This is a genomic window from Streptococcus sp. HMSC076C08, assembly GCF_001810825.1.
Classification (GTDB): Bacteria; Bacillota; Bacilli; order Lactobacillales; family Streptococcaceae; genus Streptococcus.
This window is the reverse complement of sequence record NZ_KV802735.1, coordinates 337,697-355,884: the sequence shown is the minus strand read 5'-3', so window position 1 is coordinate 355,884 and position 18,188 is coordinate 337,697. Positions and strand designations below refer to the sequence as shown.

The following is an 18,188-nucleotide window of genomic DNA, read 5'->3' as shown; positions in this document are numbered from 1 at the left end:
GATAAGTTCATTCCAGGGGAAATAACTCTATTAATAGCCTGATGGGGCAATAGAATAGTGCTTTTCCTCTTCTTCTTTCACAGAAAATGTGGTATAATAGAGAGTAAAAAACTTTGAAAGAAAGAAAAAGATGAATTTAAAAGATTATATCGCAACGATTGAAAATTATCCTAAGGAAGGTATTACCTTCCGTGATATCAGCCCTTTGATGGCAGATGGAAATGCTTATAGCTACGCTGTTCGTGAAATTGTTCAGTATGCAACCGATAAGAAGATCGACATGATCGTGGGCCCAGAGGCTCGCGGCTTTATCGTGGGCTGCCCAGTTGCTTTTGAGTTGGGAATTGGCTTTGCACCTGTTCGTAAACCAGGGAAATTGCCACGTGAAGTCATTTCTGCTGACTATGAGAAAGAGTACGGTATTGATACCTTGACCATGCATGCTGATGCGATTAAGCCAGGTCAACGTGTTCTCATCGTAGATGATCTTTTGGCAACAGGTGGAACTGTCAAAGCAACCATTGAGATGATTGAAAGACTTGGTGGAGTTGTAGCCGGTTGTGCCTTCTTGATTGAGTTGGATGAGCTTAAAGGCCGTGAAAAAATCGGAGATTACGATTACAAGGTACTTATGCATTATTAATGAAAAACAGTCCTTGGGGCTGTTTTCTCTTCATCTGCTATATAAACAAACTATAGCTAGTTAGAGAAAAACTATAATTGAAAACTATATCTTCTTGCAGTATAATAAAAGGACTAAGTGTTTGAGATTTGACTTCAAACACATTCAATTATTTCTAAAAGAGTACAGTTAGGAGAAGGTTATGCCGATTAGAATTGATAAAAAATTGCCAGCTGTGGAGATTTTAAGGACAGAAAATATCTTTGTTATGGACGACCAACGGGCTGCTCATCAGGATATTCGCCCCTTGAAGATTTTGATTTTAAATCTCATGCCTCAAAAGATGGTAACAGAAACGCAACTCTTACGGCATTTGGCCAATACCCCCTTGCAATTAGATATTGATTTCTTATATATGGAAACACATCGTTCCAAGACAACTCGTGCCGAACATATGGAAACCTTCTATAAAACCTTTCCAGAGGTCAAGGATGACTTTTTTGATGGAATGATTATCACAGGAGCACCAGTGGAGCATTTGCCTTTTGAAGAGGTGGACTACTGGGAGGAATTCAAGCAGGTCATCAAATGGTCTAAGACGCATGTTTTTTCAACCCTCCATATCTGTTGGGGAGCACAAGCAGGTCTTTATGTTCGCTATGGCGTTGAAAAGCACCAGATGGATCGGAAACTATCAGGCATTTATCCACAGGATACCTTAAAAGAAGGGCACCTTCTTTTTAGAGGTTTTGATGATCGCTATGTAGCTCCTCATTCTCGTCATACTGAGATTTTAAAAGAAGAAATCTTAAACAAGACCAATCTGGAGATTCTGTCAGAAGGTCCTGAGGTTGGGGTTTCTATCCTAGCTAGTCGAGATTTGCGTGAAATTTATAGTTTTGGTCATTTGGAGTACGATCGTGACACTTTGGCAAGAGAGTATTTTCGTGATTATGAGGCGGGACTCAACCCTCATATCCCAGAGAACTACTTTAAAAATGATGATGTAAATGAGACGCCTTGTCTCTGTTGGTCTTCATCAGCTGCCCTCTTTTTCAGCAATTGGGTAAACTATGCAGTTTATCAAGAAACCCCTTTTGACTGGAGAAAGGTAGAGGATGATGTGGCTGCATTTGGATATCTATAAGAGGAATTATGACATATTTTGACGCTTTTAAATCAGGGAACTTGGTTTTACCAAGTGCCCTGCTCTTGCATTTTAAGGAACTCTTTCCTTCCAGCGAAGATTTTCTCGTCTGGCAATTTTTCTATTTACAAAATACCACAGCCCTAGGAGATGTTTCACCTAGTCAGATTGCTGAAATCATTGGGAAAGAGGTTGCAGATGTCAACCAATCTATTTCAAATTTGACTGAAAATGGTTTGCTACAATATCGAACCATTGAACTAAATGGGGAAATTGAGCTGATTTTTGATGCTAGTTTGGCTTTTGAACGCTTGGATAGCTTACTAGACAGCCAAACTCCAGCTACAACTGCCCCAAACCCGCAGAATCAGTTGAAGGATCTGGTTGAAACTTTTCAGCAGGAGTTGGGACGCTTATTAACACCATTTGAAATCGAAGATCTTTCCAAGACTGTCAAAGAAGACGGAGTTAAGGCGGATTTGATTAAGGAAGCTCTCCGAGAGGCCGTTCTCAATGGCAAGCCAAACTGGAAATATATTCAGGCAATCCTACGAAACTGGCGCCATGAAGGCATTCAATCTGTTGCCCAAGTAGAGGCCAAACGAGCAGAGCGAGAAGCGAATAATCCCAAACAAGTTCAGGCTTCGGCTGATTTCCTCGATGCCATGAATTTGTGGCAAGATTAGTCGCTTGAAAAATCTTGAAAATTAGAGTAAGGTTTGCAAGCTCCTTATAAATATGATAGAATAATAGTGAATAAAATGAAAAAAGAGGTATGTGAAATGTCACGTAAACCATTTATCGCTGGTAACTGGAAAATGAACAAAAATCCAGAAGAAGCAAAAGCATTCGTTGAAGCCGTTGCATCAAAACTTCCTTCATCAGACCTTGTTGAAGCAGGTATCGCAGCTCCAGCTCTTGATTTGACAGCTGTTCTTGCTGCTGCTAAAGGTTCAAACCTTAAAGTTGCTGCTCAAAACTGCTACTTTGAAAATGCAGGTGCTTTCACTGGTGAAACAAGCCCACAAGTTTTGAAAGAAATCGGTACTGACTACGTTGTTATCGGGCACTCAGAACGTCGTGACTACTTCCATGAAACTGACGAAGATATCAACAAAAAAGCAAAAGCAATCTTTGCAAACGGTATGCTTCCAATCATCTGTTGTGGTGAGTCACTTGAAACTTACGAAGCTGGTAAAGCTGCTGAGTTTGTAGGTGCTCAAGTATCTGCTGCATTGGCTGGATTGACAGCTGAACAAGTTGCTGCATCAGTTATCGCTTATGAGCCAATCTGGGCTATCGGTACTGGTAAATCAGCTTCACAAGACGATGCACAAAAAATGTGTAAAGTTGTTCGTGACGTTGTAGCAGCCGACTTTGGTCAAGAAGTTGCGGACAAAGTTCGTGTTCAATACGGTGGTTCTGTTAAACCTGAAAACGTTGCTTCATACATGGCTTGCCCAGACGTTGACGGTGCCCTTGTTGGTGGTGCGTCACTTGAAGCTGAAAGCTTCTTGGCATTGCTTGATTTTGTAAAATAATCTAGCTCATTCCAGACAGTCTGCTAAGACTGTCTTTTTTTTAAAGACTGTATATTTTTCTTAAATTATCAGTCAATTACAACTTTTTTAATATGGGTTAATTTTCTTGCTTTTGTCTACTAGGAGTAGTATACTGAGATAGTAATCAATAAATATGGTTGCAAAAATAATATTATGAGGTGATCAATATGGTTGAATTGAAAAAAGAAGCAGTAAAAGACGTAACAACATTATCTAAAACAGCGCCAGTAGCATTGGCAAAAACAAAGGAAGTATTGAACCAAGCAGTAGCGGACTTGTATGTGGCTCACATTGCCCTTCACCAAGTTCACTGGTATATGCGTGGTCGTGGTTTCCTCGTATGGCATCCAAAAATGGATGAATACATGGATAGCCTTGATGGTTATCTTGACGAAATCAGTGAACGTTTGATCACCCTTGGTGGAAAACCTTATTCAACTTTGACAGAATTCCTTCAACACAGTGAAATCGAAGAAGAAGAAGGAGAATTCCGTAACGTTGAAGAAAGCTTGGAACGTGTTCTAGCGATTTACCGCTACCTCATCGCTCTTTTCCAAAAAGCTTTGGATGTGACAGATGAAGAAGGCGATGATGTTACAAACGATATCTTTGTCGGTGCTAAGGCTGAACTTGAGAAAACAGTTTGGATGCTTGCAGCAGAACTTGGACAAGCTCCTGGTTTGTAAAATATAGTTGCTACCCCTTTTATCATGAGGCGCTTGATAAGTGCCCATGACCAGTCATCTTTTAAAAGTCATGTAACTGTAAACAGTTGCATGATTTTTTATTTACTGGACTTAGGACACATTGTCAAAAGTAGGATTTTACGGTATAATAGTTGCTGTTCAATAACATATGAATTTTAAAGAATAATTGTTAGTTTTAGGAGGACTTATGAACAACTTACCAAATTGCCCAAAATGTAATTCAGAATATGTCTACGAAGACGGAAGTCTCTTGGTCTGCCCAGAGTGTGCCTATGAGTGGAATCCTGCAGAAGTTGAAGAAGTAGAAGAAGGTGTTGTTGCTATCGATGCCAATGGAAATAAATTGGCTGACGGCGATACTGTAACCTTAATCAAGGACTTGAAAGTAAAAGGTGCGCCAAAGGATTTGAAACAAGGAACTCGCGTTAAAAATATCCGTATCGTAGAAGGTGACCACAACATCGACTGTAAGATTGATGGTTTTGGAGCTATGAAACTTAAGTCAGAGTTTGTTAAGAAAATCTAGCCATGAAACTGAATTATAAATTTATCTTTTATAGTCGTGTGCTCTTGTTCTTAGCGGCATTTACAGGAGTTTATTTGGAGATTACCAAGCACGGTGGCTTTGGTATGCTCCTTTACTACACAGTGTTGTCCAATCTTTTGGTAACGATTTTCACGGGCTATCTGCTCCGTGTGATGAGCCGTTCAGGTGAAAATTGGCAAAGTCCGACCTTGCTTCGTCTCAAGGGTGGTGTTACCATGAGTATCATGATTACCTGTGTGATTTACCATTTTATGCTTGCTCCGATTGCGACAGACTTTTACCGTGTGGAAAATTTCCTTTGCCACTATATCGTTCCACTCTGGTTTTTAGCCGACACCCTTTTCTTTGATAAACGGGGTCAATACAAGATCTGGGATCCAGTCTTGTGGACTATCTTGCCCTTGGTTTATATGATTTTTGCCTTGTTTAATGGCTTGGTCTTAAAACTCAATATTCCGAATTCCAAGGACAATCCCTTCCCTTATTTCTTTTTAAATGTGAACAAGGGTTGGGACGTGGTTATCAAATGGTGTTTGATCATTTTTGCGGCGTATATGGTTGCAGGCTTCATCTTCTATCTGATCAAGCAAATCAAGCGAAAATAGTCTTCCTATTAGGAAAGTTAGGACGGAGTCTCTAGTTCAATCGGGCTCCTTCTTTTCTTGCCATCTTCCTTTTAAAAGGATCAACAGTGAGAAATATACAGAAAGAAAATTCATGAAACAATATTTAGAACGGGCTAGTATTTTGGCCCTCTCCCTCGTTTTGATTACCTCCTTTTCCATCTCAAGTGCTCTGCCAGCCATGTTTGACTACTATCAAGGCTATCCCAAAGAACAAATCGAGCTCCTGGTCAGTCTTCCTTCTTTTGGAATTATGATTATGCTGGTTTTAAATGGGTTTTTGGAGCGGTTATTTCCTGAGCGACTTCAGATTAGTCTAGGACTTCTCATCCTTTCTATCGGTGGAACTGCCCCTTTCTGGTATCAGGAGTACAACTTTGTCTTTGCGATGCGGATTTTATTTGGCTTGGGTGTTGGAATGATTAATGCCAAGGCCATTTCCATCATTAGCGAACGCTATCATGGAAAGACACGGATCCAGATGTTGGGTCTTCGCGGATCAGCAGAAGTTGTCGGGGCATCGATTTTGACTCTAGTGGTAGGTCAACTCTTATCCTTGGGATGGACAGTGACCTTCTTGGCCTACAGTGCAGGATTTTTAGTATTGATCCTTTATCTGCTCTTTGTCCCTTATGGGAAAGAAAAGAAAGAAACAAAGAAAAAAGAGGCCGAAACAACTCGTTTGACAGGACAGATGAAAGGCTTGATTTTTCTATTAGCTGTCGAAGCAGCAGTTGTTGTCTGCACCAACACAGCTATCACCATTCGTATTCCTAGTCTGATGGTGGAAAGAGGTCTAGGGGATGCCCAGTTATCGAGCTTGGTTTTAAGTATCATGCAGTTGATTGGTATCTTGGCAGGTGTGAGTTTTTCTTTCTTTATCTCTCTGTTTAAAGAAAGGTTGCTCCTTTGGTCAGGTATCACCTTTGGATTGGGGCAGATTGTGATTGCCTTGTCTCCGTCATTGGGTGTGATGGTAGTTGGAAGTGTTGTGGCAGGTTTTTCCTACAGTGTGGCCTTGACCACTGTCTTTCAGCTTCTTTCTGAAAGAATCCCAGCCAAGCTCCTTAATCAGGCAACATCTTTTGCAGTGCTAGGATGTAGCTTTGGAGCCTTTACGACACCTTTCATTCTTGGGGCGATTGGCTTGGTGACTCAAAACGGTATGTTAGTCTTTACCATTCTAGGATGCTGGTTGATTGTTACTTCTATCTTTGTTATGTACGCACTTCAAAAGAGAGCTTAGGATTGGTTTCCTAAGTTTTTCTTTTTGGGAATTTTGTACCCAGACAATTATTGATTTTTAAACTTGTTTACACTTTTATTTCCTGATAAAATAGAAGTTATGACAAGATATAAAGCAACTATTTCTTATGATGGTTTTGCCTTTGCCGGTTTTCAGCGCCAGCCTCATGCGCGGAGCGTTCAAGAGGAAATTGAGAAAATCTTAACGAGACTTAATAAGGGGCAAGCCATCGCTGTTCATGGTGCTGGTAGGACGGATAGTGGGGTCCATGCTCTGGGACAGGTCATTCATTTTGATCTGCCCTATCAGATGGATGAGGAAAAACTCCGTTTTGCTCTGGATACCCAGTCTCCAGAAGATATTGATGTGATTTCAATTGAGATTGTGGCCGATGATTTTCATTGCCGTTATGCCAAACACAGCAAGACCTATGAGTTTATCGTGGATAGAGGACGTCCCAAAAATCCTATGCGTCGTCACTACGCTACTCACTTTCCCTATCCGCTTGATGTAGAGCGGATGCAGATGGCAATCAAAAAGCTAGAGGGAACTCATGATTTCACCGGTTTTACAGCATCTGGAACCAGTGTAGAGGACAAGGTTCGTACCATCACAGAAGCAAGTCTAACAGTTGATGAGACAGGCCAATTTTTGACCTTTACCTTTTCGGGAAATGGTTTCTTGTATAAGCAGATTCGCAATATGGTGGGGACACTGCTCAAAATAGGAAATAATCGAATGCCAGTTGAGCAGATTGACTTGATTTTGGAGAAGAAGGACAGGCAGCTAGCAGGTCCAACGGCGGCACCAAATGGCTTGTATTTAAAGGAGATTCGTTATGAAGAATAATCGTATTTTAGCCCTTTCTGGGAATGATATTTTTAGTGGTGGTGGTTTATCAGCTGATTTGGCCACCTATACCTTAAACGGCTTGCATGGCTTTGTAGCTGTCACTTGTTTGACGGCCTTGACCGAAAAGGGCTTTGAAGTCTTCCCAATTGACGATGCCATTTTTCAACATGAATTGGATAGCTTGCGTGATGTCGAGTTTGCAGGGATTAAGATTGGTCTTCTCCCTACTGTCAGTGTGGCTGAGAAGGCCTTGGACTTTATCAAGCAACGTCCAGGAGTGCCTGTGGTATTGGACCCCGTTTTGGTCTGCAAGGAAACGCACGATGTAGCTGTTAGTGAACTCTGTCAAGAGTTGATTCGTTTTTTCCCTCATGTCAGTGTGATTACGCCAAATCTTCCTGAAGCAGAATTATTGGCTGGTCAGGAAATTAAAACATTGGAAGACATGAAAGCTGCAGCGCAGAAATTGCATGATTTAGGAGCGCCAGCAGTCATTATCAAGGGAGGCAATCGCCTCAGTCAGGACAAGGCAGTGGATGTCTTTTATGATGGACAAACTTTCACTGTTCTAGAAAACCCAGTCATTCAAGGCCAAAATGCTGGTGCAGGATGTACCTTTGCCTCAAGCATCGCCAGTCACTTGGTTAAAGGGGATGAACTTTTACCAGCAGTAGAGAGCTCGAAAGCTTTCGTTTACCGTGCCATCGCACAAGCAGATCAATATGGAGTAAGACAATATGAAGCAAACCAAAACAACTAAAATCGCCCTTGTATCCCTCTTAACCGCCCTTTCAGTAGTCCTAGGTTATTACTTGAAAATTGGAACGCCAACAGGAATATTGACTCTCTTGGATGCAGGTATTTTCTTTACTGCCTTTTACTTTGGCAGTAAAGAAGGAGCTGTCGTTGGAGGACTAGCAGGATTCCTAATTGACCTTCTATCAGGCTATCCACAGTGGATGTTCTTTAGCTTGATAAATCATGGCTTGCAAGGTTATTTTGCAGGTTTTAAAGGGAAATGGCAATGGCTGGGCTTAGTCTTAGCTACTATCGTCATGGTAAGTGGCTACGCCCTAGGTTCTACCCTAATGAATGGCTGGTCAGCAGCCCTACCAGAAATCCTACCAAACTTCCTGCAAAATATCGTGGGAATGGTTGTGGGGTTTATAGCCTTTCAGAGTGTTAAGAAGATTAAGTAGAGAGGTTGAGTCAAAAGTCTTTAAAATCAAAAAACGCATAGTATCAGGTGTTGAATAAACTTGATACTATGCGTTTTATTATTTTGACTCTCAGTCTTCCTGTAGATAATAGGAAATTACAACAGAAGAATTACTATCAAAATAGGAATCTTTATCAAAATATTTGCAATTTTCTATTGTAATACTATGTATTTTGTAATTCTTAATAAAATGAGGTAATTTTTCATATTTTTCTTCAAGTAATGTTACATTATGAAATCCAATATTCTCAAAAAGCTCTTTTACTTCGAAAGGTTCTTTTGCAAGTAAAATCTCATAATCATCAGGTGGAAGAATATACTGATTCTTTAAAATATCATTAAGCCGCTCCGAAATTCGTAAACTAACATTTTTAGGCATACTTGAGTCAGTGTTTTCACTTGAGATTCTAACTTTTCCTGTTAAAATTCCATAATCATTATAATCTAAAGTAAAACACCAAGTTGAAATTCGACTATTTGAATATACCTCCAAATTAATTAAAGCTTGGCTAATTTCTACTTTTTTTATTCGAATAATTTTATCGGTTTCTTCGTGAATTATTCTATTGAACTCTTCTTGATTTAAGAATTCTGGAAATTGAATGGATAAAGATTGTCTAAGCTCCTCATCTTGTTTCTTTTCAAGACGCTCTTGACTATTCCATGAGTGTACTTCAAGAATAATATTTACAACTTTACCTGGAATACTTATAACATTAGAAATTCCTGTCATAGTATTATTGACTATATTCACAGCTCCATCTACAGTATTGCCAGTTATTTTTGAAGTTTCATCGACAACTATTTTTACGGCTTTTGAAGTCTCATTAGCAATATCATTAACAACCTTCGAGGATTCATTAACGATACCATTTACAACCTTAGAAGTTTCGTTAGTAACGTTGTCAACTAATTTAAAGAAATCATTTAACATAAAATAATACCATTAATCAAAATAAAGCAAGTCTTTGCTGGTGCTGGTGAAGAGGTCAAAGCCATCCTTAGTGACGACACCGCAGTCTTCGATACGGACACCGACTTTTCCAGGGATATAGATACCTGGTTCAACAGAGAAGCACATGCCTTCTTCGATGGTCATGTCGTTTCCTTCCATGATAGATGGGAACTCGTGGACATCCATACCGATACCGTGACCGAGACGGTGGTTGAAGTACTCTCCATAACCAGCTTTCTCGATAACTTCACGGGCAGCTCGATCCACTTCATGAGCTGTTACTCCTGGCTTGATAAAGTCAAGAGCAGCTTGTTGAGCTTCAAGGGTCAAGTTGTAGATATCTTTTTTGAACTGGTCTGGTTTGCCGACAGCTACTGTGCGAGTCATGTCTGAGGCATATCCATTAACCATAACACCGAGGTCAAAGAGGAGAAGGGCGTCCTTTTCGACTTTGTTTGCTCCAGGGATACCGTGCGGATTTGCAGCATTATCGCCAGTCAAGACCATGGTATCAAAGCTCATTTCATAGCCTTCACGCTTCATGGCAAAGTCGATTTGTGCAATGATATCTGTCTCAGTCTTATCAAGAGAAATGTTGTCAAAACCAACCTTAACAGCCTTATCAGCATAGATACCTGCAACCATCATTTTTTGCACTTCATCAGCTGATTTGATGAGGCGCATGCGTTGGATGCGAGGAGTGAGGTTTTCAAACTCAGCAGTTTCAAAAACTGATTTCAAACCATGGTATTTGGTCAAGATGAGATTGTCAAACTCAACAGCGACACGTTTGAAGTCAAGTTGAGGCAAAGCGTTTTTGATTTTTTGCCATGGATTTTCAGAATCCACATAGCCTACAACTGGGAAAGAAACAGTGCTGCTTGCACGTTCCACTTCGAGAGCTGGGACAAAGAGGAGAGGTTCCTGATCCGCTAGGACAAAGAGGAACATTTGGCGTTCATGGGGATCACTGTAAAAGCCAGTGAGGTAATTAATAGTGACGGGGTCAGATACGACAGCGACGTCTAGTTTTTCTGATTCAAGATATGTTACGATTTGTTGTAATTTAGACATATGCTACCTTCTTTCTACCCCTCTATTTTGGCAAAAAATGAGAGAAAATGCAAGGGAGAAGGGTAAAAGAACAGGTAAAAAGAACTCCGACAAGATAGGGGAGTTCTTTGATATGGTTTTCTTTGGTTTAAGAAAAGTCAGCTTTGCTTTTCACATCACTGTATTCTTCAGCGATTTCTTGACTGAGGATGTCCTCATAGGCAGGGAGTTGGATATCCTGACCGTATTTCTTCTTGAGGGCAGTAGTGACCAGGCGATAAGCTAGATTGGCATTACGAGAGAGGATAGGTCCGTGAAAGTAGGAACCAAAGACATTCTTATAATGAACCCCTTCGCCGATTTTTTCCTCGTTGTTTCCATTTCCATAGACCACCTGTCCCAGCGGTTTTTGGTCATCTGAGAGGAAGGTACGTCCCTGGTGATTTTCAAAGCCATAGTAGGTTTCATCAAAATCTTCATTATGAATCTTGATGTCACCGATAAAGCGATTATTGGTCTGGTTGAGGGTGTAGTGGCCCATGACCCCTAGCCCTTCTATGCGTTTCCCTGAAGCCTCAACATAATATTGCCCCAATAGTTGGAAACCACCGCAGATGGCTAGAACTACTCCGTCGTTTTGGATGTAGTTGTCAATGCTCTCTTTTTTAGCAGGAAGGTCGTCTGCGATGATGCTTTGTTCAAAGTCTTGACCGCCACCGAAAAAGGCAATATCATAGTGATTTTCATCAAAGTCATCATGGAGAGAAACGATGTCAACCGTCACATGTGCCCCCAATTTTTCAGCCACATACTTGAGCATGAGGATGTTTCCATTGTCCCCGTAGGTATTCATGAGGTTTCCATAGAGGTGGGCAATGTTGAGCTGATAAGGGTAGTTGCCAGCTTTTGAGGAAAGTGAAGTATAAACCATTAGTTCATCTCCTTTCTAACAATCTGACGACTAGCCAGCAGTTCGCGGAATTCCAGCATAGCAGTATAGGTAGCCAGGATATAGGCATGTTTGCAGTCTTGGTTCTCAATGGTCTTGAGAACCTGTTCTAGATTGCTTGTCTCAGTGATTTTCTCAGCTGGATAGCCTGTCACCCGTAGACGACGTGCGATTTCAGAATGACGAACACCACCAGCGTTGATTTCAGGAATGTCCATGTCAGTGATTTGTTCAAAGTCTGCATCCCAGATCCAGCTAGTATCAATTCCATCAGCATAGTTGGCATTAAGGAGAACAGATAAACTAAATGGATAAGGCGCTAGTTTGATCATCTCTATAGCTTGGGTAGCACCGACTGGATTCTTAATCAAGACGAGAGTACATTCTTTATCACCGATATGGAAGGTTTCCTGGCGTCCAAAGACAGCACGGCTCTTATCAAATCCTTGCTTGATCCGTTGCGAATCTGCACCGAGGAAACGGGCGATGGCAACCGCAGCAAGGGCATTGTAGATGTTGTAAAGTCCACCAATTTGGATTCCGTATTCTTGTCCGTCAATGACAAAACGAGAGCGATTGTTGGTCAACTCAACCAAGTCTGTCAGACGGTAGTCCAAGTCAGGTCGTTTGCAACCACAATTTTCACAGATATAGGCACCCAAGTTGGCATAGGTATTGTGCTCATATTTGAGGATGCCTTGACAGTCAGGGCAGAGAATCCCTTCGGTATTGTAGTGAGCTAGTTTGGCTGGTCCTTTTTCCAAGTCAAAACCAAAATACTGTACAGGATTTGGAATAGATGGCTTGTAGAAAAGCGGACTATCGCCATTGAGGAGGACAGTAGCCGTAGGCACCTTACGGATGGCATCCAAAATCATGTTATAAGTCGTGTAAATCTCACCGTAGCGGTCCATCTGGTCACGGAAAATATTAGTGATGACAAAAAGGCTAGGATGGATATAATCACAGATACGAGATAGACTGGCCTCATCGATTTCTAGGACGGCAATGTTTTTCCCAGTTTTAGAGGATTTGGCCGTCAAGAAGGTTGTCGTAATCCCTGTGATCATATTGGCACCGCTTGGATTGGTCAGAACCTGACCATAGACCTCTTTTAAGATGCCGACAGTCAGGGCAGTTGTCAGGGTTTTCCCGTTGGTTCCAGTGACCACGACAATCTCATAGTTCTTAGCTAGATTTTGTAAAATATCTTTATCAAATTGAAGGGCAAGTTTTCCTGGGAGCGTACTTCCACGACCAAGACGGTTCAAGATGAAGTGAGAAGAACGCCCAGCAAGAAGGCCCAAAGTAGTTTTTAATTTCATGTTTCTATTATATCATAAAAGAAAGAAAAGACAGATTTGAGATTTCACAGAAACAAAAACAGCCCGATGAGGGCTGTTGGATTTAGTCTAGTTTAAATGCAACGATGGCAGGTTTTGATTTAAAATCACCAACAGGTTTAATTTCGAGTTCGAAGTCACCATTTCCAATAACTCCAAAATGTTGAACAGCACCTTCTAAAGATCTCCCACTTGATAGAGTTTCTGCAGTGTTCGTGTTAGCGTAGGAGTCCATTTTTTTACTTCCAACATAAAGATTCATATCCCATCCTACAGCTAAATCTTTCTCTGAAAGATTAGTTACGTTGTATGTTACTTTCAATACTTTGTCAGGGTTAGTTTTATCAAATTGATTACGTTCATCAGTCCATTCTACATTTGTAATCGTATACTCAGCCACATTGTCAAACGTTATTTTATCCCCGATAGCAAGTTTTCCTTTCTTTTCGGTCTCTTTTTTGCTTGAGGATGTTTCTACTTTGTCATTCTTTGAAGTAGTTTCCTCTTTTTTGCTTGCACCACTACAAGCAACTAGAGCGAGGACTGACAAGCAAGAGAGTCCGAGTGCAAATATTCTATTTGTTTTATTCATTCATAAAACCTCCTTTATAATATAACGATATAATAACATAAATAAAAAGAAAATAAAAGCATTTTCAAAAAGAAAATACTTTTATTTTTCTAGTTAAATCGCAAACAAGTCATTCAAGTTCTCAGCCAAGGTTGGGTGAGTGAAGATTTGTTTTGTGAAGTAAGTGTAAGGAATCTTGTTGTCCATTGCAACAGTGATGATGTTGATGATTTCTTGTGAACCTTCTGAGAAGATAGTTGCACCGAGAATTTCTTTTGTTTCAGTATTGACAATAGCTTTGAAGGCTCCACGAAGATCTCCATTGACGTGACCACGAGGCATCGCAGCAACAGGGATTTCCTTAACAGCGTATGGAAGTTTCAAATCAGCTGCTTGGCTTTCAGTCAAACCAACTTGTGAAAGTGCAGGTGTGATGAACATAGTGTTTGGTACATTGAGGCGGTCTTCAAGCGTGTAGCTGCCATCTCCAACAAGGTAGCTGTAGACAACACGGAAGTCATCAAGTGAAATGTAGGTAAATTGAGGTCCACCGTTGACATCCCCAACTGCAAAGACACCAGGAACGTTTGTTTGACAATGTTTGTCTACTTTGATAGCACCACGCTCTGTTAGTTCAATATCTGTGTTTTCAAGTTGAAGTGGTTCTACGTTTGGCTTACGTCCAGTTGCGTAGAGAAGGGCGTCGAAACGGTAGGTTTCGTTTTCAGTTACGACAAGAACTTGGTCACCGTCGTTTTTGATCTCAGTAGTACGGATGTTTTGAAGCAATTCAATGCCGTCTTCTTCCATATATTGTTTAGCAAGAGCTGCGATGGAAGGTTCTGTTCGAGGTAGGAAAGTATCCAAGGCATCTAGGACTGTAACTTTGCTGCCAAGTTTGTTGTAAAGGCCTGCAAATTCAAGACCGATGTTTCCGCCACCAAGGACACCAAGTTTTTCAGGCAATTTGTCCAAGTTTTGGATACCTGTTGAGTCAAAGACATTCTTGCTTGTAGCAAGTCCAGGGATTGGCAAGACGTTTGAAACAGCACCAGTGTTGATAACGATAGTTTCAGCAGTCAGTTCTTGTTTTTCATCACCAGCCTGGATTTCGATGACTTTGTTTGAAAGGAAGTGAGCTTCCGCATCAAAGATATCTACACCTGTTCCCGCAACAGTAGCATAGTTTTTACCGTTAAGGCGTCCAGTGATAGTATTTTTGGTAGCAATGACTTCTTCAAAAGACAAGTCTTTCTCAGCAGCAACTAGCAAGGTTTTAGTTGGGATACATCCGATGTTGATACAAGTTCCACCGTACATAGCTTTGCTACGTTCAACCAGGGCAACTTTTTTGCCAGCTGAAGCCAATTTACCAGCTAGTGTTTTCCCAGCTTTACCAAATCCAATAACGATTAAATCATATGTTAACATTTATAGTCCTCCTATTCGAATTTCATTCTAGCACAAGAAAAAAACTTTTGCACAATTCTGCTACGAAAAAGACAGAAAAAGATAAAAACGCTTTCCAGACAAAATACTAGTAATTTTTTGACAAGCTTGATAGACTAAAATCCTATCTATTTTTATATAAAATAGAATAAATGTTCGAAAATAGGAGGTTTTATGAAATCGAATCGTTATATTATTGCCTTTGCTGGGGTCATTTTACACTTAATGCTGGGTTCGACTTATGCTTGGAGTGTTTATCGCAACCCTATTATTGAAAAAACGGGATGGGATCAGGCTTCTGTTGCCTTTGCCTTCAGTCTAGCAATCTTTTGTTTGGGATTATCAGCTGCATTTATGGGGCGTTTGGTAGAAAAATTTGGTCCGAGAGTCATGGGGAGTCTATCTGCTTTTCTATACGCAGGTGGAAATATCTTAACTGGATTTGCAATAGACCGTCAGGAGCTGTGGTTGTTGTATCTCGCTTATGGTATTTTAGGTGGGCTTGGTTTGGGAGCAGGCTATATTACCCCTGTGTCAACGATTATAAAATGGTTTCCTGATAAACGTGGTCTCGCAACAGGTTTAGCGATTATGGGATTTGGTTTTGCTTTTGCTTCTTTATTGACTAGTCCCATAGCGCAACATCTCATCGCAGGGGTAGGGCTTGTAGAAACTTTTTATATTTTAGGTGCAAGTTACTTTATTATCATGCTCCTAGCTTCACAATTCATTAAGCGTCCAAATGAGCAAGAGCTTGCAATTTTATCTGTTTCAGGGAAAGAAAAAACAGCCTCTTTGACCCAAGGAATGGCTGCGAATCAGGCCCTGAAAAGCAATCGGTTTTATATACTTTGGATTATTTTCTTTATCAACATAGCTTGTGGTTTAGGCTTAATTTCAGCGGCATCGCCAATGGCACAGGAGATGGCTGGCTTGTCTACAAGTCATGCAGCAGTAATGGTGGGCGTTTTAGGGATTTTCAATGGGTTTGGTCGTTTGCTCTGGGCGAGTTTATCTGACTATATCGGTCGCCCTCTAACCTTTAGTATATTACTGCTTGTCAATCTTTTCTTTTCTCTCTCACTTTGGCTCTTTACAGATTCCATTTTATTTGTAGTCGCTATGTCTATTTTGATGACTTGCTATGGAGCTGGTTTTTCATTGATTCCGGCTTATCTCAGTGATATTTTTGGAACCAAGGAATTGGCAGCTCTTCATGGATATATTTTAACAGCTTGGGCAATGGCTGGTTTAGCAGGGCCTATTTTATTAGCAGAGACTTATAAAATAGCTCATTCTTACACACAAACCTTGTTCGTTTTTCTCATTTTATATAGTATAGCCTTGGCTTTGTCTTATTATCTAGGTCGTTCAATCAAAAAGGAAATCCAAAAATCGTTTACATGATTTTCCTAAAGAATTCTACTATCTTTTGCTTCTCTCTTGTGTTATACTAGATAGGTTGCAAAGAAACTCGTACTTTTCTTTCGTGGAAAAGAAGCAACACGGTATCTCTTTTTTGTAGAAGATACGTCATGAAAAGAAAAGTATAAACTAAAGCCCTATAGGGTGGCTTCGCACCACCTTTAGAAAGAAGAATAACGTGAAATTTAATGAATTTAACTTGTCTGCTGAATTGCTAGCAGAGATTGAAAAAGCTGGATTTGTAGAAGCCAGTCCTATCCAAGAACAGACCATTCCATTGGCTCTCGAAGGAAAAGACGTTATCGGTCAAGCTCAGACTGGTACAGGGAAAACCGCAGCCTTTGGCTTGCCAACCCTTGAAAAAATCCGTACAGAAGAAGCGACCATCCAAGCCTTGGTTATCGCTCCAACTCGTGAACTCGCTGTCCAAAGCCAAGAAGAACTCTTCCGCTTTGGCCGTAGCAAAGGAGTGAAAGTTCGCTCAGTTTACGGTGGTTCCAGCATTGAAAAACAAATCAAAGCTCTTAAATCTGGTGCTCACATCGTGGTAGGAACACCAGGCCGTCTCTTGGACTTGATTAAACGCAAGGCCTTGAAATTACAAGACATTGAAACCCTCATCCTTGATGAAGCGGATGAAATGCTCAACATGGGCTTCCTTGAAGACATCGAAGCCATCATTTCCCGTGTCCCTGAAAATCGTCAAACTTTGCTCTTTTCAGCAACCATGCCAGATGCTATCAAACGTATTGGTGTTCAGTTTATGAAAGACCCTGAGCATGTCAAGATTGCTGCCAAGGAATTGACAACAGAGCTAGTGGATCAGTACTATATCCGTGTCAAGGAACAAGAGAAATTTGATACCATGACACGTCTTATGGATGTGGAACAACCAGAACTTGCTATTGTATTTGGTCGTACCAAACGCCGTGTAGATGAATTGACTCGTGGACTTAAAATTCGTGGCTTCCGTGCAGAAGGAATTCATGGTGATTTGGACCAAAATAAACGTCTTCGTGTCCTTCGTGATTTTAAAAATGAGAATCTTGATGTTCTAGTTGCGACTGACGTGGCAGCACGTGGTTTGGATATTTCAGGTGTGACCCATGTCTATAACTACGATATTCCACAAGATCCTGAAAGTTATGTTCACCGTATCGGTCGTACAGGTCGTGCTGGTAAGTCAGGTCAATCTATTACTTTCGTAGCACCAAATGAAATGGGCTACCTTCAAATCATCGAAAACTTGACTAAGAAACGCATGAAAGGCTTGAAACCAGCAACAGCAGAAGAAGCCTTCCAAGCTAAGAAACAAGTAGCGCTCAAGAAAATCGAGCGCGATTTTGCGGATGAAACTATTCGTGGGAACTTTGAGAAATTTGCTAAAGATGCTCGTAAGTTAGCTGCAGAATTTAGTCCAGAAGAATTGGCTATGTATATCTTGAGCCTGACAGTCCAAGATCCAGACAGCCTTCCTGAAGTGGAGATTGCGCGTGAAAAACCACTGCCATTTAAACCATCAGGTAATGGCTTTGGTGGTAAAGGCAAGGGAGGTCGAGGAGGCCGTGATCGCCGCGGCAATGGTTGCCGTGATGATTTCAAAAAAGGCAGTCGTGGAAATGATCGTTTTGATAAAGACAGACGTTACCGTAATAAAGACAATAAAAAACCTCGCAACACTTCAAGCGAAAAGAAAACAGGCTTTGTTATTCGTAACAAAGGAGACAAATAGAAAAAAGCGATTCACACTGTGAATCGCTTTTATATATAAGGAGACCGATAGTAAAAGAAGATGGTGATAGTAAAGGATAGGTGAAACGGAAAGGGATTTATCATGTCATCTTCTTATAATGTTATGATATCAAAAACAAAATAGGATGTCAATAAAAAAATCGCTTTTTTCTAAAATATTTTTGCT

The 18,188-nt window shown here is 40.7% G+C and carries 19 protein-coding genes; 13 read left to right on the top strand and 6 right to left on the bottom strand.

Features of this window, described 5'->3' with window-relative positions; genetic code table 11:
• The first annotated feature begins 130 nt into the window (after positions 1-130).
• From HMPREF2766_RS08070 to HMPREF2766_RS08020, 11 genes are all read left to right on the top strand, one after another.
• Positions 131-643 (top strand): adenine phosphoribosyltransferase, encoded by a 513-nt coding sequence (locus HMPREF2766_RS08070; protein ID WP_001049316.1) that lies wholly within the window; start codon positions 131-133, stop codon positions 641-643.
• Positions 644-824: 181 nt separating this feature from the next.
• Positions 825-1,769 (top strand): homoserine O-acetyltransferase MetA, encoded by a 945-nt coding sequence (gene metA / locus HMPREF2766_RS08065; RefSeq protein ID WP_001122733.1) that lies wholly within the window; start codon positions 825-827, stop codon positions 1,767-1,769.
• A gap of 8 nt (positions 1,770-1,777) precedes the next feature.
• The gene (locus HMPREF2766_RS08060) at positions 1,778-2,455 is read left to right on the top strand and encodes a DnaD domain-containing protein (protein WP_049505240.1); all 678 of its coding nucleotides are present in this window, start codon (positions 1,778-1,780) and stop codon (positions 2,453-2,455) included.
• Between the two features lie 96 nt (positions 2,456-2,551).
• Positions 2,552-3,310 (top strand): triose-phosphate isomerase, encoded by a 759-nt coding sequence (tpiA, locus tag HMPREF2766_RS08055; protein ID WP_000087891.1) that lies wholly within the window; start codon positions 2,552-2,554, stop codon positions 3,308-3,310.
• A 188-nt stretch (positions 3,311-3,498) separates the two neighbouring features.
• Complete coding sequence (locus HMPREF2766_RS08050; protein WP_000229890.1) at positions 3,499-4,017, top strand: Dps family protein; 519 nt, start codon at positions 3,499-3,501, stop codon at positions 4,015-4,017.
• Positions 4,018-4,225: 208 nt separating this feature from the next.
• Entirely contained in the window at positions 4,226-4,564 is a 339-nt protein-coding gene (locus HMPREF2766_RS08045; RefSeq protein ID WP_042768486.1) for a zinc ribbon domain-containing protein YjdM, read from the top strand.
• Between the two features lie 2 nt (positions 4,565-4,566).
• On the top strand, positions 4,567-5,190 hold the full coding sequence (locus HMPREF2766_RS08040; protein ID WP_000775204.1) for a Pr6Pr family membrane protein: 624 nt from the start codon (positions 4,567-4,569) through the stop codon (positions 5,188-5,190).
• Positions 5,191-5,302: 112 nt separating this feature from the next.
• Positions 5,303-6,454 carry an MFS transporter gene (locus tag HMPREF2766_RS08035; protein ID WP_045617502.1) on the top strand — a complete coding sequence of 384 codons (1,152 nt, stop codon included), beginning with the start codon at positions 5,303-5,305 and terminating at the stop codon, positions 6,452-6,454.
• Positions 6,455-6,553: 99 nt separating this feature from the next.
• Positions 6,554-7,303, top strand: coding sequence for a tRNA pseudouridine(38-40) synthase TruA (truA, locus tag HMPREF2766_RS08030; RefSeq protein ID WP_070569147.1), 750 nt, complete (start codon positions 6,554-6,556; stop codon positions 7,301-7,303).
• Entirely contained in the window at positions 7,293-8,066 is a 774-nt protein-coding gene (locus HMPREF2766_RS08025) for a bifunctional hydroxymethylpyrimidine kinase/phosphomethylpyrimidine kinase (RefSeq protein ID WP_070569144.1), read from the top strand. The genes truA and HMPREF2766_RS08025 overlap by 11 nt, the downstream gene beginning before the upstream one ends.
• Positions 8,044-8,505 carry an ECF transporter S component gene (locus HMPREF2766_RS08020; protein ID WP_070569141.1) on the top strand — a complete coding sequence of 154 codons (462 nt, stop codon included), beginning with the start codon at positions 8,044-8,046 and terminating at the stop codon, positions 8,503-8,505. Before HMPREF2766_RS08025 ends, HMPREF2766_RS08020 begins: the two co-directional genes overlap by 23 nt.
• Before the next feature lie 90 nt (positions 8,506-8,595).
• Here the strand turns inward: HMPREF2766_RS08020 and HMPREF2766_RS08015 are convergent, their stop codons facing one another.
• The 6 genes from HMPREF2766_RS08015 to HMPREF2766_RS07990 form a co-directional block, all read right to left on the bottom strand.
• Entirely contained in the window at positions 8,596-9,459 is an 864-nt protein-coding gene (locus HMPREF2766_RS08015; RefSeq protein WP_061408616.1) for a hypothetical protein, read from the bottom strand.
• A gap of 12 nt (positions 9,460-9,471) precedes the next feature.
• Positions 9,472-10,554 carry a M24 family metallopeptidase gene (locus HMPREF2766_RS08010; RefSeq protein WP_070569138.1) on the bottom strand — a complete coding sequence of 361 codons (1,083 nt, stop codon included), beginning with the start codon at positions 10,552-10,554 and terminating at the stop codon, positions 9,472-9,474.
• A gap of 127 nt (positions 10,555-10,681) precedes the next feature.
• On the bottom strand, positions 10,682-11,464 hold the full coding sequence (gatD, locus tag HMPREF2766_RS08005) for a lipid II isoglutaminyl synthase subunit GatD (RefSeq protein WP_000263161.1): 783 nt from the start codon (positions 11,462-11,464) through the stop codon (positions 10,682-10,684).
• Entirely contained in the window at positions 11,464-12,807 is a 1,344-nt protein-coding gene (murT, locus tag HMPREF2766_RS08000; RefSeq protein ID WP_070569134.1) for a lipid II isoglutaminyl synthase subunit MurT, read from the bottom strand. Before murT ends, gatD begins: the two co-directional genes overlap by 1 nt.
• A gap of 82 nt (positions 12,808-12,889) precedes the next feature.
• Entirely contained in the window at positions 12,890-13,417 is a 528-nt protein-coding gene (locus HMPREF2766_RS07995) for a hypothetical protein (RefSeq protein ID WP_070569130.1), read from the bottom strand.
• 93 nt (positions 13,418-13,510) lie between these two features.
• Positions 13,511-14,827, bottom strand: coding sequence for an FAD-containing oxidoreductase (locus HMPREF2766_RS07990; RefSeq protein WP_070569127.1), 1,317 nt, complete (start codon positions 14,825-14,827; stop codon positions 13,511-13,513).
• A gap of 192 nt (positions 14,828-15,019) precedes the next feature.
• Here HMPREF2766_RS07990 and HMPREF2766_RS07985 point away from each other — a divergent pair, with 192 nt between their 5' ends.
• Both HMPREF2766_RS07985 and HMPREF2766_RS07980 read left to right on the top strand, forming a co-directional pair.
• Complete coding sequence (locus HMPREF2766_RS07985; RefSeq protein ID WP_070569124.1) at positions 15,020-16,252, top strand: L-lactate MFS transporter; 1,233 nt, start codon at positions 15,020-15,022, stop codon at positions 16,250-16,252.
• A 196-nt stretch (positions 16,253-16,448) separates the two neighbouring features.
• On the top strand, positions 16,449-18,002 hold the full coding sequence (locus HMPREF2766_RS07980) for a degradosome RNA helicase CshA (protein ID WP_070569121.1): 1,554 nt from the start codon (positions 16,449-16,451) through the stop codon (positions 18,000-18,002).
• Positions 18,003-18,188: the final 186 nt, after the last annotated feature.